The organism is Nostoc sp. 2RC (assembly GCF_014222165.1).
In the GTDB taxonomy this organism is placed as follows: domain Bacteria; phylum Cyanobacteriota; class Cyanobacteriia; order Cyanobacteriales; family Nostocaceae; genus Nostoc; species Nostoc linckia.
Genome location: NZ_JACKZU010000041.1, coordinates 1 through 14,717 on the forward strand (window position 1 = coordinate 1; position 14,717 = coordinate 14,717).

The window sequence follows — 14,717 nt, forward strand, 5'->3', positions numbered from 1 at the left end:
CCCCATCTCCCCATCCCCCACTCTCACTTCTTCACTGTCCAAAACTGGTTGAACCAGACTGTGATTCGGCGGAAACAGGTATATCACTGGAGCTAGCGGGAGTTTCTGGTTGATTTTGCGTCTCTGATGGGGGTGTTGGCGAGGGGGTAGCAGTTTGATTGGCTTGAGGTTGCTGTTGCTCTCTTTTTTGGGCAATTTGCTGCATTAGTTGTTCAATTTTCTCGGCTTGTTCGATATTGCCTTGCTGACGATATTCATTATGGGCGCGTTTTAAGGCTCCGTTGGCTTTTTTGATGTCGCCCTGATTATATAAAGTTACTCCTAAGTTATAGTAAGCCGAGGCATTTTTGGGATTTTGGCGAATGGCTTGCCGATAAACGGAAATCGCTTCAGCAGGTTGACCGTGAATTGCTAGCAAACTTGCCATATTGTTGTAGGCTGTGGCATTTTTGGGGTCTAGCTCTAAGGCTTGGCGATAGGTAGCGATCGCCATCTCTATATTTCCCTGCTGCTGCAAGGCAATGGCTAAGTTAAAATAAGCGTTGGCGTTGCTGTTATCGAGATTAATTGCTTGTTGATATGTAGCGATCGCTTCTTGTAACTGTCCTTGTTCGTACAATACCAAACCCAAATTATATAAAGTTGTGGGGTTTGTCGGATTAATTACTAAGCTTTGGCGATAAGCTGTAATCGCTGCCTGTTTTTCTCCTTGTCGATGCAATACTAACCCCAAGTTATAATAAGCTTCACTAAAATTCGGATTGATTTTAATCGCCTCTGCATATTCTTGCACAGCCTCATCGAATCGATTTTGCTGCAAGAATATATTACCTAGATAGTTTCGCGCTGCACTCAGGTTAAAGTCTTTCTGCAACGCTTGGCGAAAGGCGTATTCTGCACCCTGTAAATCGTTGCGGTTATAACGCATCACTCCCTGTTGGAAAAAGCTTGCTGCTTCTAAGTCCTGAGAAATTGCCTTTTGTGCTAGCAGCTTGCTTGATGGAGAATTAATAATTGTGGGTGCAACCAAAACCAAAAATGCAGAACAACCAAATAGTGTCACTTGCAAAAATAAATGTAACCACCGAGAAAATAGGTATTTTTTAGACATGAATACCAGACCTGTAATTATTTTTAACTCCTCATAAGTCAGAGTACCCACCACGCCAAAAAAAATTCCAAATTCTCAAGTTTTAATTCCCAACTGAGGCAATTTTAGATTTTGGATTTTGGATTTTCAATTTGAGGAAAATTAGGTATTGAGCCGAAATATTCGCAAAAATCTGTAATATTGCGTGAAAAGACTCAATTTTACTTTGCCTTCTTCTCTACGAGACGCTACGCTAATGCGTACTTTGTGGGTTAAGGAACGTAGACGCGTAGCGGCTTGCCGCAGGCTACCACAGAGGCGCAGAGAACGCAGAGAATGAGTTTACCGTGCAAAATTAATGGGACAGACCAGTAGTGTTTCATCGCATTAGTTACGAGGGGTAAACTCATTCTTAATTTTTCTTCCTTTGCGCTCTTTGCGTCCTTTGCGGTTCGTTTATTAACCCAGTAAAATTAATGCGATAGACCAGTAGATTGTAAATTCATTTGCATCGACTGAAGTCTAAAACGCCATAAAAAAGAGTTCCTGTTGCCTGTTGCCTTTATTCAAATTGTATGTCCTACAGCTTCCGGTAAAATCAGCATGGCATCACCGAAGGAATAGAAACGATATTGAGAAGCGATGGCTTGTTTATATATATTCAATAACCTTTGTCTACCAATGAGGGCACTAACCAACATTAATAAACTCGAACGTGGCAAGTGAAAATTCGTAATTAAACCATCAACTACCCGCCATTGGTAACCAGGATAAATAAACAAGTTTGTCTTACCACAAAATGGTTCTAAATTTCCAGATTGAGCCGCCCCTTCTAAAGCGCGTACTACCGTTGTCCCCACAGCAATAATCCTACCGCCAGCAGCTTTAGTGGCACGGATTTGCTCTACTGTAGTGGCGGGAACTTCAATCCATTCTTCATGCATTTGATGGGTAGTTACGTCCTCCACTTCCACAGGGCGAAATGTGCCTACGCCGACATGTAGCGTAACAAAAGCTTGATTAATTTGGCGATCGCGCAACTTTTGTAATAATTCTGGGGTAAAGTGTAATCCTGCTGTGGGAGCTGCGATCGCTCCTGGCTTTTGGGCATAAACTGTTTGATACTGTTCATCACCAGCAGCCGAAGCAGTAATATACGGCGGTAACGGCACTTCACCAAAAACCTCTAACAGTTGCACCAAAGATTTTCCTTCTGGCACATCAAATTGCAACAAACGTCCCCCAGTAGCGGCGTCTGTTTCTAAAACAGTAGCGGTGAGATAAGGAGAGGACACGGGGACGGAGAGACGCTCTGACACGGAGAAAGAAGAAACTGAGGTACTCAGAGTAGGGTATGCAGGAGAGGAATTTTCCCTCTGGTCAGTTCTGGGTTTTCCATTCCCCGCGTCTCCCTGTCCCCCTGTCCCCGCGTCCTCTTCCCTCGCTCCCCTGACATCAAAAACAATCCTCGCTCCCTGCTTAAAGCGTTTTCCTGGCTTAACTAAAGCCAACCAACAGTTATCTTGCCTTTCTTCCAACAGCAAAACTTCAATTTGGGCACCAGTGGATTTATGACCATAAAGTCGGGCTGGAATAACTTTTGTATTATTCATCACCAACAAATCACCACACCGCAACAGTGCAGGTAAATCGCGGAAAATGTGGTTTAGAGGTGGTGTTTCCATGCCTGTATTGGGAGAATCAACCACCAGTAATTGCGAGCTATCTCTAGGAAATACTGGGTTTTGAGCAATTAATTCTGGAGGTAGTTCATAGTCATATCCAGCTACAGAACAATCTAATTCCAAATCTTTTGTTTGTGAACTAAAATTATTGTTTAGATGAATTTGTGACATTTCTTGCTTCATATATTAGTATTTATACTGCTTTAAAAAAATGAATTAGAGCTTACGCTTATAGATACTCCATGACATTACTGCTGATTTTTATTTTTACTCCAAAAGATACATATTATTAGGTAACACGCAAAAATCAACATTAGAATTGGGTAAACCTCCCCATCCAAAAACGGGGGCTTTTACCCTACCGGGAACAAGCATAGATTTAGGAATATAGATATGTAGGATTGGCTTTGATCCCAAGCATCAACAAAACATGGAATACTTGTATTATTTGGCTAATGCCAGTCTAACTCTGAGGGTCGTTCAATACCTGCACGCCAGACCCCAAACACCTGTTTCGTTCGTCACTGTAATTCATCAAATTGATGGCTGGGTGGTTAGGATCAAACTCAAAAGTCAAGTCTCGCCTCAAGAAGATGGTGACTTTCGGGCTTTTCTAAATGAATTAGGAATTAGCTACGAACCGCCAATGAGGGTACAGATGGCACTTTGGAGTTTGGAAGCCGGACAGTGTCCAGTAGATGTGATGCGTCGCTATCAAGTAGCGATCGTCTCTCATGGTAGTCCAGAGAGAGATGAAATCGAGGCTTTCCGGCAACAATTTGTCCGGGGCTTAGGCTACTGTCCAGAAACTTTGGCGTGATCCGATTTGGTTATCACCATAGTACAAAATTATTGGTCATTGGTAATCAAAATATTTTATCCGTTACCGATTAACCATTGTCATTATCAATTAAACAATCGAAAGCTGCAAGAATGTATTCTTGCAGCCTATACTCATATCCGGCTGCTGACGAAGTAGCGAGAGCTTCTTGAGTACCTGTAACCCCAGTTACGTTTTTTGATATTTCGCGACAAGAGACAATGGCAACATCAAATCGGCAGGAATAATCTGCTTTTTCAGGGTATTGGGCTAAAAACATTCCCGCTGTGCGGGAAATTTTGCTTTGCTTTTGCGGGGTAATTGCGCTTCTTCCTCCCGCATCCCAACTGCCAAAACTACGGGTTTTGACTTCCACAAATGACAATATTGGCTGGGGAGTACGGAGTGGAGAGTTAGGAGTTAGGAGTGAGGAATTATTGTCTTTGTCTCCTTGTCTCCTCATCTCCCCATGTCCCCATGTCCCCATCTTCCCAGTTCCCTCGCAATATTCGGCGATAATATCAATTTCTCCCCAACGGCAGGAAAAGCGACGATGTAGAATTACCCAACCTGTAGATTGCAACCATTGGGCTACTAAGTCTTCTCCAAAATGACCTCTTTTAAAATATTTCATAATAATATAATCCAGTATTATATAGTTATTTAACAACTTTAATCGCCTCAATTTACTAGAAAATTACTAGATGTACTCAAAGCAACGTGATAGCAAGGCTTCCAAGAAATTAGCTGATGTAAACATAGGTGTAGACAAGGGTTCTCTACGCTTGCAGTTTAGTACACGTATAAGTCGTAAATTTTACGACAAAAAGCAATTCTATAAAGGACTGAGTAGAAACGATACACCAGAGAATCAACAATGGGCTGAAGGAATAGCCAGACGGATACAAGCTGATATTGACCATCCAGACGGGGGACTGTTTGACCCTACCCTTGCTAAGTATCTGGATATAAAGCCGATGCTAGCTACAGTTACCCAGTTACCGACCGCAAAACCATTGCCGAAGTTAGGGGAACTGTGGGAAGAGTTTCTGGAATGGAAGCGTAGTCGCGTCAAAAAAACTACTTACCAAGGAATGTATATTCGTACTTACACGGCTTTATTAAAACCATTTCTAGATAAACCTTTAAACAGTAACCTAGCAAATGAAATTTTTGAAGCATTGAACAAAAAGAAAGCCAACAGAACTACTACCAGAAATTTATTATGTGTCTTAAGTACATTAAGTAAAAGAGCGATAAAAAAAGGGTTAATAATAGAAGATTATTTTGATGAAATTAAAGACGCTTACAAAGTACCAAAAAAATCACGACAATTGAAAGATGAAGAGGATTACAAAGCTTATTCAATAGAAGAAAGAGACTTGATAATTGAAAAATTTTATCAATCTGATAAAAACAGTGAAAAACATATTGCCCCATTGATTGAATTCTTATTCCTTACTGGGTGTAGACATGGTGAAGCGTTCGCTTTGCAATGGAAGGATATTAAATTTGAGACTGGATGGATAGTCTTTGACGAAAGCTTTGCGTCTGAAATTCGTGAAACACAATCAACCAAAACCGATACTACCAGAATTTTTAAAATGAAGGGACTAACACGACTTCAGAAGGTATTAAACTCCCTCAAGGATAATAATTGTAATCCAGATGATTTAGTATTTAAAACTTCAACAGGAAAACAAATGTCTACAGCAATATTAAAAGCTGCATGGTTAGGTGGGGGATATACTAATCATGGAAAACATTACAAATATCTTGGCGCTGTAGCTAGATTAGCAAAGGAAGGTGAAATTAAATATTTAAAAGCTTATGCTACTAGGCATACTTTTATTACCATTATGGCTAATAATGGTGCTGACTTAGCATTATTAGCTGATAGTTGTGGTAACAGTGTTGAAATAATAATCAAGCACTACTTACAGCTAGATAAAGAACGACTACTACCAGACATATAAACCCATCTTCCCCCAATTTATCCAACAACCTCAATCAGGTATTTAGTTATAACCCTTATTCTGTATAGCTTTCATTACTTTAATTTGAATATGTAACTAAATCAAGAGGAATAAAAAAGGTTGATAGATTGCGATCGCTCACATTGTTTTGATTATGTAACGAATTCAAGCCAGGTAGTGAGCGACTGGAAGGTACATTACATTCGTGTCTACCCTTGTTAGTGAAACTTGTTTACAAGTTATCTAATAACTTTAGATATGTAGAATAGAGATGAATTTGCTCTCTCACTGTTGAATATCAGTCAATTGATTTACAAAATCAGATTAGAAAATTACTAGACAGTTAATCACCCTGAGATGCTAGTTCAGATGTACTAAAAAGGGTTAAATACTAGAAAGTTAGTAGAAATTAAGAGATAGTAGTTTGAAAGTATTGATATTAGGAACCTTTTACTAATTATTGACCAGTTTTAAGATAATGAGATGGAGGAAGGTTAGTCATTGACTAAAAACATCATGAATTCCATGAATTCTAGGTTAAGCGATCGCATAAAAGTTTCTCAATTAAGCTCATCCCATAATGAGTTGCAATTGAAGCGTAGAAGATATTATTTGATTTGGGCAACCATACTCAGCTTATTTGTTTGGGGAATAGTTGGCCTCACAGCAACCATCGGTTTTGCTCCCGGAGCTTTGGCACTGGAATACAATAAAGAAATTTTGGTGGAAGCTGATTTTTCCGGACGTGATTTAACAGATTCCAGCTTCACAAAAGCTAATCTTCGTCAAAGCAACTTCAGTAATTCTAATTTAAGCGGTGTCAGTTTCTTTGCAGCAAATCTGGAGTCCGCGAATTTGGAAGGAGCTGATTTGACAAATGCCACACTAGACTCAGCTCGCCTGATTAAAACAAACTTAACAAATGCAGTTTTAGAGGGGGCGTTTGCTGCTAACACCAAATTTGATGGTGCAATCATTGACGGAGCAGATTTCACCGATGTGCTACTGCGTCCAGATGAACAAAAAAAATTGTGCAAAGTCGCTAAAGGCACTAACCCGGTTACAGGACGAGATACGCGTGATACGTTGTTTTGTCCATAAAAAGTAGGGATGAGGGAGATGTAGCTTTAGCTTCTCTTTGGGAGACGCTAGCGCAAACCCGCAGGGTGGGAGATGAGGAAGATGACGGAGAAAAAACTGGCTAACTCCCAACTCCCAACTCCCCACTCCTCACTCCTCACTCCTCACTCCCAACTCCCCACTCCCTTACCAACCACGAGCGCCAATCTTTTCGCAGACAAATTGCATTCCTTTACCTGGTGAAGAGTCTGCGACAAAAGGTATTTCTCCTTTTTCGTCATCTTCTTGGAGTAGCTGTCCTTGTGAGCCGTAAATGACTATGCGATTGAGAAAAAGCCGCGATTCCGTACATGATGCATCGAATGTAGTCTCGAAGATACCATCTCCATAGATGCCGTAAAGTTTGTATCTTGTGCCCTCAATAGTTCTTGTGTCTAGGGCTATGTCATTTCCTAATTTATCGTGACCTACAGTAACATACCTTTGTGCATCTTGGGCGATGGCTGCGCCACTATTCAATAAAATAGCGATCGCTCCCACAATGGAGCCTATTTTAAAAGACATAAACTTTAAAAATATAAGATTTCATATATTTCTACCCGCAATCCAAAGGATTCTGGCAGGGTAAAAGCACTGAAATCAAGATATAGCAAGGTGTTATACTAACTTCTAATACCTTATGGCAAGCGTAAAGCATTAGATAAATTTGTCATTAAGACAAGCATGAGTGAAACACTTGCTGATATTGCCATCCCGCCTCAGTTTCCCGATCATACTCAACTACCAGAGTCTGATGGTACGTTTGTGACAAATTTTCAAGAGCATCCCCAAACTATCATTCTCACAGACTCAATTAGGCTGCACAATTAGCAGAACGCCTCCGAGCAATGGGTATCGACCCAGATGTAGACTAACTTACTCAGGTTGAAGTCCAACCACAGTACCGTCTATCACTATGCCGTCCTGACCAATGTACTACCAACTGCATAAACGGCATCAAAACCTCTTATAGTTTGTGAACTTTCTTAATGAAAGTGTCAAACCCTGGTAATCATGCGGAAGACGTTAAAAGACGGCAGCGAGGATGATGAAATCATTTATGGCTAATAATTAGGAGCATTTAGTTAGTGGTTTCATTTTACCCTGGTCAGAAAGCTAATGAACTTGCTAAAGGCGCTCAAGAGCGATATGAACGTGCTATTGAATGGTTGAAAATCGAGGAAGAAGCTACAAACAACTTAGCAGAGGAGTATGGTCAACTCCAACTCCAGGTCATAAAAGACACGATTAAGCGGTTTGTTGACTTTGTTGAACGCACTGGTAGGAAAGCTTCTGAAAACGAGAAGCGACTTTTAGAGGGTCTAGACTTTTCAGTTCAGCAGATACAAGAATATAAAGCTGCTGCCGTAGCAGCAGAACAGTATTTTATGGCTGGTGCTAAAGCCGCTGGAGCCGCAGCAGCCGGTTACAGTAGTGCTATTGGTGTTGCTACCTCTATAGGAGTAGCAAGCACCGGAACAGCTATCTCAAGCCTTAGTGGAGCCGCCGCTACAAATGCAATGCTGGCATGGTTTGGCGGTGGGGCAGTTGCAGCTGGTGGCGGTGGTATGGCTGTTGGTGTTTGGGTGCTAGGTGGTATCACTGCTATTCCAGCCTTGGCTATTGGTGGCTTTTTTGCGGCTCGTGAAGGTGAGAAAGCCATGACCAAGGCACGGGAATATGTAGCCAAAGTCAATAAAGCGATTACTGAAATTAACGCTGCCGAAGAATATTCACAACAAGTAAAACAGCGCATTACTGAGTTAAAAGGTGTTTTTGAATCCCTAAACACTCTTGCTGTTGAAGGACTGAACGAACTTGAATCTGAACCTTTTGATTCAAACAGAGATGCTGAGAAGTTTCAACAGGTAGGGCTTCTCATGAAGGGACTTGTAGAAATTTTGAAAACCCCAGTCTTGAACAGTGAGGGAAAACTTAACCTTGGCACGGTGACCATCTTAGAAAAATACCGCATCCTACCAGGTAAATAGACGTGAGTGATATATTTGGAGGATATCAACAAGCTATTGAAAAGTTAAGAATAGAAGAAGAAGCTATCAACAAGCTAGCACGGGATTATAGTCAAGTCCAAATCAATGTAATTTTGGGTACAATAAATAAATTTGTTGAGTTTATTCGGTGTACAGGACGGCAGGTTTCCCAAAGTGAAAATCTAATTTTCGATGGTTTAGAATTTTTAGTTCTACCAATTCAAAATTATGAAACTCAAAATCTAAAAACAGACGAGTTTACAGATTATTTAAAGGGAGGTATGAGAGCTGCTAAAACAGCAGCAAAATATGGTGGATTTCCAATGTTAGCATGGCTAGGTGGTGGCTCACTTGCAGCAGGCGGTGGTGGCGTAGTTCTTGGGGCTGTTCTTCTAGGAAGTGCTGCAATAATTCCAGTCTTAGTGATTGGTAGCGTTATGCTTAACCAAACAATAGATGCTGATGCTGAATACGAAGCAAAAATTAATCAATTTAAAAGTGATATTTGTGATGCTTTAGATTATGCGATGCAGCTTAAACAGAGGATTCATTATTTGAAGAATGAGCTAGAGTCAATCAATAGTATTACACTTAAATATTTTCATGTACTTGAATCTCAACCTTTTGATTCAAACAGAGATGCTGAAAAGTTTCAACAGGTAGCACTTCTCATCAAGGGAATTATAGAAATTTTGAAAACCCCAGTCTTGAACAGTGAGAGAAAACTTAACCTTGGCACTGTGACCATCTTAGAAAAATACCGCACCCTATCAGGTAAATAGACATGATAACTAAGAAAGTTGCTGTAGAAGTATTGGGTGCAGGTACAGATACTGCTCAATACTTACACTCTATCGTTCAAGCCTACACCGATTACAAGATAGTTGCAGAGGAAGAGAAGACTAAAAGGCGCGGCATTGAAGCTTGGGAAACAACAACAATTGCCCAGATTCAAGCTGATCGTGATGTTCTGATAAGGTATCTTGAAAGATCATTTGACGAACGAGCTAATAATTTTCGCTTTCTATTTGAAAAAGTCGATCAGGCAATAGCGCAGGGTGATAATAACCAATTAAATTTATTCCTGCATTCCATTATAGAACTCGCTAAATCCAGCCCATTTAAAGACTTTGCAGATATAACATCAGTCAGAGCAGCTCTCGATGATCCAGAACATGAATGGTCATTTTAAATATAGTGTAAAAAATTTCTTGCAAACTTAGGTTTACCAATAGAGTAAATTGATAAAAAAGCGCGATCGCATCTCACCATTAATATCGAGTAGCTGCGATCGCATTTCTGGAATAATTTTATTGACACTAAGTGCTATGCTTGGCAATAGATTATAAAAGTCAAAAAGCTTGAACAAAGACCGATCGGAATATTGAGCAGGAACTAGCTAACAAATAGCGATATTTATTAAATTGGCACTTAACTTAATTTATTAGTTCAGCATACTAGGTAAAGCAATTAAATCCAGGATTCGACTGAAAAGCTGTAAACTTGCTGAATCCTAGTGAAGTCGCTATCAGCAGAAACGAGAGTAATATTATGATAAATTGCTGTTGCGGCGATCCATAGATCGTTATCATCAAAACCGAGATTCTGAATGCGGATACTGCGACGTTTGTTTTTTTCTTTTGGGGCAAATTGATCAAAAATACGATTCTTCAGTTGACTATATATCTCAGCTATTTCTTTGTCGATCAGATAGATATCAATCTCTGCCAAGAATGCTTGAACTACTTGTAAATTCATTTCTCGACGCTCTGATTTTTCTGTCATATAGAGCAACTCACCATAGCTAATGATGCTAATCCCAAAAGGATCTTGAGCATACCTTTGAGCAGTTGCAACAACTTGAGGATTGTTGTTAATGAGATAACTACAGTGATTAGTATCCAACAAATACATAAATTATTGGCTTAAAACTTCGCTTTTGAGCGAGTTGCATCAAGAAATGCTAGGCACTCCTCTAGATCGTCTCCATGCCAAGTACCAGCAAATTCGAGCAAGTCTTGACCTGTAGAACCTCGTCGGATAACAGATTGAGAACGATCGCCACGTTGTTTTATTTCAGCGATCTTAGCAGCAAAATCTTCAGGTGGTTCTGTTAAAGTCTCATCCTCCAGAGGAGAATCGGGCGGAGTGTGTGCTTGCTCTAAAGATGCCAGAATCGAAGCCCCAGTGGAAGGTGATTTGGTCACTTGTGATTGAGATGGAACTGTTTTCTGAAAAACAAGAAATGCTATGTATTGCTCAACCTGAGTCAATTGGTCATCTGGAAGTTGAGCAATCTGTTGTTGAAGTTGACGGCGGCGATCAAAGATAGTCATCTGACACCTCGCAGGAACAACTGAAAATTTCATTTTACTTGATTGCTACAGTAGGTATGGTTTTGACAACACACCATAAAAGTCAAAAAGCTTGAACAAAGACCGATCGCAACATTGAGCAGAAACTAGCTAATCGCCCTCTACCAAATTCAATGAGAGTATAACTCTAGTTATCCGAATTTATTTAACACTCCTAAACCACTCAGTAATACCTTGAGCGATCGCTTTTGCCATTTTTTTCTGTTCTTCTGGGTTCACCACCTGTTCAAATTCATCGGGATTGCTCATAAAACCCAATTCCAATAACACTGATGGGGCGGCGGCTGGACGTGTCAGCGCCAGGTTATTCCAAAACACGCCATAGTCTGGTCTACCGAGATTTTTGACTACATAATTTTGTAAAAATATCGCTAGGCTGTGGGCTTGGGGATGATACCAAAAACTGCCGAATCCCTTGGTTTTTTCGGCATCGCCATTATCGGGTAGAGAATTGTGATGTATAGAAATAGCGATCGCTGGTTCTTCTTGACTAATAATTGCTTGACGTTCTACTAAAGAAACTTCCTTGTCCTCCTCCCGTGTCATCACCACTGTTGCTCCTCGCTTGACCAACTCATCCCGTAACAACTTCGATACCACCAAATTGACATCTTTTTCTAAATATCCAGTTGGCCCACTGGCACCAGATTCTTTACCTCCATGCCCTGGATCTAGTAAAATCTTGAGATTAGCTAAAGGCTTGCGTTTTGTGTTCCCAATTTTAGGCGGATGACGCAAAGCTAAAACCAGGGTTGTACCGTCGTATCTTAGCTTATATCCCCACTGTTGAGCTTTTTTGAGGTTAAAGGTGTATTTTACTCGTTCTAGTGTCTCCTGTTGCCAATCTAGGCGAGAAATCAGGGGGTCGTCGTCCAAGCGAATAATATCGGTTTGGGCAGTAGTATTGTAGAGAGTGAGACTAAAAGTGCGATCGCTCTGTTGTACGCTCACAGGTACGGGGACTTGTAAGGGGAAAACAATCTCTGTAACACCAGGGAGTTGACGGTATCCGACGCTGCGAATTATTGTTTGTGGCGGAACTGCACCGGGTAGAGTGCGGGTTTCCTGACTATTAATCCAAGCTCCATAGTCTAGGCGCAACCATTCACCTTCCTTACCTGTAACCGTTGCTCGCGTGCCTTTGGGCAATGGTGTAAGTCGAGAATAATCGGTACTAGGGCCAGTGCGTGCTACACCTGCGTCTACTGTCACCTGGGCAACTGGTAACTCTGTCTTGGAAAGGATTTGAATCTTACCATTTCCTGGTTGAGTTATTGTCTTACCGTTGAGGGTCAGTTGAAACTGGGGTTGTCCCAGATCGCCAGGAGTTGCCACAGTGGTGCAACCTTTATAGCTGCCTACGCTAGACTGGCCATGAGGCTGATTTTGTCCCGTCAAAGCTGCCAAATTATTTGGTAGTTGGGCTTGCTGGGGTTGGGGCAAAAGGGCAACAGTTTGATTAGCCAGGTAGACAGATACACTGGCGTTCGGGGGTGCGATCGCGCTAAAACAAATAAGTTCTTCTGGTAGTCTGGCAATGTCAGCTGCTGGAGTCAGAGAATCTTTCGCAAAGGCTAACCCCTGTGGAAGTTCAGGCAAAGTGGCAACCCTTGTCACCTTAATCTGGAGTTCTCGATTGCGGTAACGCACAGTAAACAGATTCTCTCCCAACTGCAAGGGTAAACTTGGAGAAAAATGACCAGCTTTGCTGCGGTTAATTGGCTTACCATCGATGGAGACTTGTCCATCTGGTGGTGCTGTGCCCAGAAAAAAGATTTTTTCGGCACTTGTTTGGTAGTTTGTCTGAGGAAAAACGATTAGAACAGATGGTTCTGCCAAGGCTAAGGAGGAGGTGAGGATACAGCCTAATATTACTAATCCTAAGAGCTTTTTCACAGCAAGAGTGCGGAAGATTTAACCACAGTCACTATGGCACAATTACGGGATGTATTTTTAGAAGTTGTTAGAAATTCAAACTACTATGACTAAGTTTATCTTTGTAACTGGAGGCGTAGTCTCCAGTATTGGCAAAGGCATTGTAGCAGCAAGTCTAGGGCGTTTGCTCAAATCGCGGGAATATTCAGTGTCGATTCTCAAACTCGACCCTTATATCAATATAGATCCTGGGACGATGAGTCCGTTTCAGCATGGGGAAGTGTTCGTTACCCAAGATGGTGCCGAGACAGATCTGGATTTGGGACATTACGAACGCTTTACTGACACTTCAATGTCGCGATTAAACAGTGTGACTACTGGCTCAATTTACCAAGCAGTCATTAATAAAGAGCGACGCGGAGACTATGAAGGCGGCACAGTACAGGTAATTCCCCACATCACGAATGAAATTAAAGAGCGAATTCTAAGAGTTGCTAAAAGTACAAATCCATCTGTGGTGATTACAGAGATTGGTGGTACTGTGGGAGATATTGAATCCTTGCCGTTTTTGGAAGCAATTCGTCAGTTCCGTAAAGAAGTGGGGCGGCAGAATGTATTATACATGCACGTAACGCTGGTGCCGTGGATTGCTTCTGCGGGTGAGATGAAAACCAAGCCAACACAGCATTCAGTCAAGGAACTGCGATCTATTGGTATTCAACCAGATATTTTAGTTTGTCGGAGCGATCGCCCACTATCGGCAAAGTTAAAGCAAAAACTGTCGGGATTTTGTGATGTGCCGGAAGAATGCGTCATCACCTCCCAAGATGCCAAAAGTATCTACGAAGTACCGTTGAATCTGGAATGGGAAGGACTGGCAGAACAAGTACTAGACTTACTGCAAATGGAACAGCGGACACCAGATCTAACCCAGTGGCAAACCCTGGTAAAACGCTTACATAGCCCTAAACACGAAATAGAAATCGCCATTGTCGGTAAATATGTGCAGTTAAGTGATGCTTACTTATCTGTAGTGGAAGCACTCAACCATGCTGCAATCTCTACCTATGGCAAACTGCGCCTGCGTTGGATAAACTCTGAACTTTTGGAAACTGAACCCGCCGAAACCCACCTTGAGGGTGTAGACGGCATAGTTGTCCCTGGAGGTTTTGGACTCAGGGGAGTAGATGGCAAAATTGCTGCGATTAAATATGCCCGGAATCGCCAAATTCCTTTCTTGGGTTTATGCCTGGGAATGCAATGTTGCGTGATTGAATGGGCGAGGAATATAGGGGGATTGACAGACGCCAATAGTGCTGAATTTGACGCTTATACCACTGACCCGGTAATTAATTTATTACCAGAACAACAAGAAGTGGTGGATTTAGGGGGTACAATGCGCTTGGGACTGTATCCTTGTCGTGTTCTCCCTGATACTCTGGCCTTTAAGCTTTATCAAGAAGATGTAATTTATGAACGACATCGACATCGCTATGAATTCAACAACGCTTACCGCGATTTGTTGTTAAAGTCTGGCTATGTGATTAGTGGTACTTCTCCTGACGGACGCTTAGTTGAAATTGTGGAATTACCAAAGCATCCATTCTTTCTTGCTTGCCAATTTCATCCCGAATTTCAATCCCGTCCTAGTACCCCTCATCCCTTATTTAAAGGATTCATTCAAGCGGCGATTTCTCTGTCAACTTCTGGTACACCAACACCATTGGAGGTATCTTAACAATTCGTAATTCATAATTATTTTTTTGAATTTTGAAGCGGCACATAG

16 protein-coding genes and 1 pseudogene are annotated in these 14,717 nt (G+C 41.4%); 8 read left to right on the forward strand and 9 right to left on the reverse strand.

Annotated features, from left to right (window positions below; translation table 11 throughout):
* Positions 1-31 precede the first annotated feature (31 nt).
* The 3 genes from GNE10_RS07185 to queA form a co-directional block, all read right to left on the reverse strand.
* On the reverse strand, positions 32-1,111 hold the full coding sequence (locus tag GNE10_RS07185) for a tetratricopeptide repeat protein (protein WP_185564270.1): 1,080 nt from the start codon (positions 1,109-1,111) through the stop codon (positions 32-34).
* A 251-nt stretch (positions 1,112-1,362) separates the two neighbouring features.
* Complete coding sequence (locus tag GNE10_RS07190; RefSeq protein ID WP_185564271.1) at positions 1,363-1,500, reverse strand: hypothetical protein; 138 nt, start codon at positions 1,498-1,500, stop codon at positions 1,363-1,365.
* Positions 1,501-1,656: 156 nt separating this feature from the next.
* On the reverse strand, positions 1,657-2,958 hold the full coding sequence (gene queA, locus GNE10_RS07195; protein ID WP_185564272.1) for a tRNA preQ1(34) S-adenosylmethionine ribosyltransferase-isomerase QueA: 1,302 nt from the start codon (positions 2,956-2,958) through the stop codon (positions 1,657-1,659).
* 247 nt (positions 2,959-3,205) lie between these two features.
* On the opposite strand from queA, the gene GNE10_RS07200 reads away from it, so the two are divergent.
* Positions 3,206-3,595, forward strand: a complete 390-nt coding sequence (locus GNE10_RS07200; RefSeq protein ID WP_099072915.1) for a hypothetical protein — start codon at positions 3,206-3,208, stop codon at positions 3,593-3,595.
* 70 nt (positions 3,596-3,665) lie between these two features.
* On the opposite strand, the gene GNE10_RS07205 is transcribed toward GNE10_RS07200, so the two are convergent.
* A complete protein-coding gene (locus tag GNE10_RS07205) occupies positions 3,666-4,229 on the reverse strand; it encodes a YraN family protein (RefSeq protein ID WP_185564273.1) in 564 nt (187 codons plus the stop codon).
* 70 nt (positions 4,230-4,299) lie between these two features.
* On the opposite strand from GNE10_RS07205, the gene GNE10_RS07210 reads away from it, so the two are divergent.
* Positions 4,300-5,571, forward strand: a complete 1,272-nt coding sequence (locus GNE10_RS07210; RefSeq protein WP_185564274.1) for a tyrosine-type recombinase/integrase — start codon at positions 4,300-4,302, stop codon at positions 5,569-5,571.
* 525 nt (positions 5,572-6,096) lie between these two features.
* A complete protein-coding gene (locus tag GNE10_RS07215) occupies positions 6,097-6,672 on the forward strand; it encodes a pentapeptide repeat-containing protein (RefSeq protein ID WP_099072137.1) in 576 nt (191 codons plus the stop codon).
* Positions 6,673-6,837: 165 nt separating this feature from the next.
* On the opposite strand, the gene GNE10_RS07220 is transcribed toward GNE10_RS07215, so the two are convergent.
* Positions 6,838-7,215, reverse strand: a complete 378-nt coding sequence (locus tag GNE10_RS07220) for a hypothetical protein (RefSeq protein WP_185564275.1) — start codon at positions 7,213-7,215, stop codon at positions 6,838-6,840.
* A gap of 159 nt (positions 7,216-7,374) precedes the next feature.
* Between GNE10_RS07220 and GNE10_RS07225 the strand changes: the two are divergent.
* The 4 genes and pseudogenes from GNE10_RS07225 to GNE10_RS07240 all read left to right on the forward strand — a co-directional run.
* Positions 7,375-7,509: pseudogene (locus tag GNE10_RS07225) on the forward strand (Uma2 family endonuclease); the annotation flags it as partial.
* 269 nt (positions 7,510-7,778) lie between these two features.
* Positions 7,779-8,681: a hypothetical protein gene (locus GNE10_RS07230; protein WP_185564276.1), complete on the forward strand. Its 903-nt coding sequence runs from the start codon at positions 7,779-7,781 to the stop codon at positions 8,679-8,681.
* A 2-nt stretch (positions 8,682-8,683) separates the two neighbouring features.
* On the forward strand, positions 8,684-9,463 hold the full coding sequence (locus GNE10_RS07235; protein WP_185564277.1) for a hypothetical protein: 780 nt from the start codon (positions 8,684-8,686) through the stop codon (positions 9,461-9,463).
* A 2-nt stretch (positions 9,464-9,465) separates the two neighbouring features.
* The gene (locus GNE10_RS07240) at positions 9,466-9,873 is read left to right on the forward strand and encodes a hypothetical protein (protein WP_185564278.1); all 408 of its coding nucleotides are present in this window, start codon (positions 9,466-9,468) and stop codon (positions 9,871-9,873) included.
* Between the two features lie 33 nt (positions 9,874-9,906).
* Here the strand turns inward: GNE10_RS07240 and GNE10_RS07245 are convergent, their stop codons facing one another.
* The 4 genes from GNE10_RS07245 to GNE10_RS07260 all read right to left on the reverse strand — a co-directional run bounded on the left by GNE10_RS07245 (position 9,907) and on the right by GNE10_RS07260 (position 12,952).
* Positions 9,907-10,050, reverse strand: a complete 144-nt coding sequence (locus tag GNE10_RS07245) for a hypothetical protein (RefSeq protein WP_185564279.1) — start codon at positions 10,048-10,050, stop codon at positions 9,907-9,909.
* Between the two features lie 101 nt (positions 10,051-10,151).
* On the reverse strand, positions 10,152-10,595 hold the full coding sequence (locus GNE10_RS07250) for a type II toxin-antitoxin system VapC family toxin (RefSeq protein WP_185564280.1): 444 nt from the start codon (positions 10,593-10,595) through the stop codon (positions 10,152-10,154).
* An 11-nt stretch (positions 10,596-10,606) separates the two neighbouring features.
* Positions 10,607-11,017 (reverse strand): hypothetical protein, encoded by a 411-nt coding sequence (locus tag GNE10_RS07255; protein WP_185564281.1) that lies wholly within the window; start codon positions 11,015-11,017, stop codon positions 10,607-10,609.
* 180 nt (positions 11,018-11,197) lie between these two features.
* Complete coding sequence (locus GNE10_RS07260) at positions 11,198-12,952, reverse strand: N-acetylmuramoyl-L-alanine amidase (RefSeq protein ID WP_185564282.1); 1,755 nt, start codon at positions 12,950-12,952, stop codon at positions 11,198-11,200.
* 85 nt (positions 12,953-13,037) lie between these two features.
* On the opposite strand from GNE10_RS07260, the gene GNE10_RS07265 reads away from it, so the two are divergent.
* Positions 13,038-14,669, forward strand: a complete 1,632-nt coding sequence (locus GNE10_RS07265) for a CTP synthase (RefSeq protein WP_185564283.1) — start codon at positions 13,038-13,040, stop codon at positions 14,667-14,669.
* Positions 14,670-14,717: the final 48 nt, after the last annotated feature.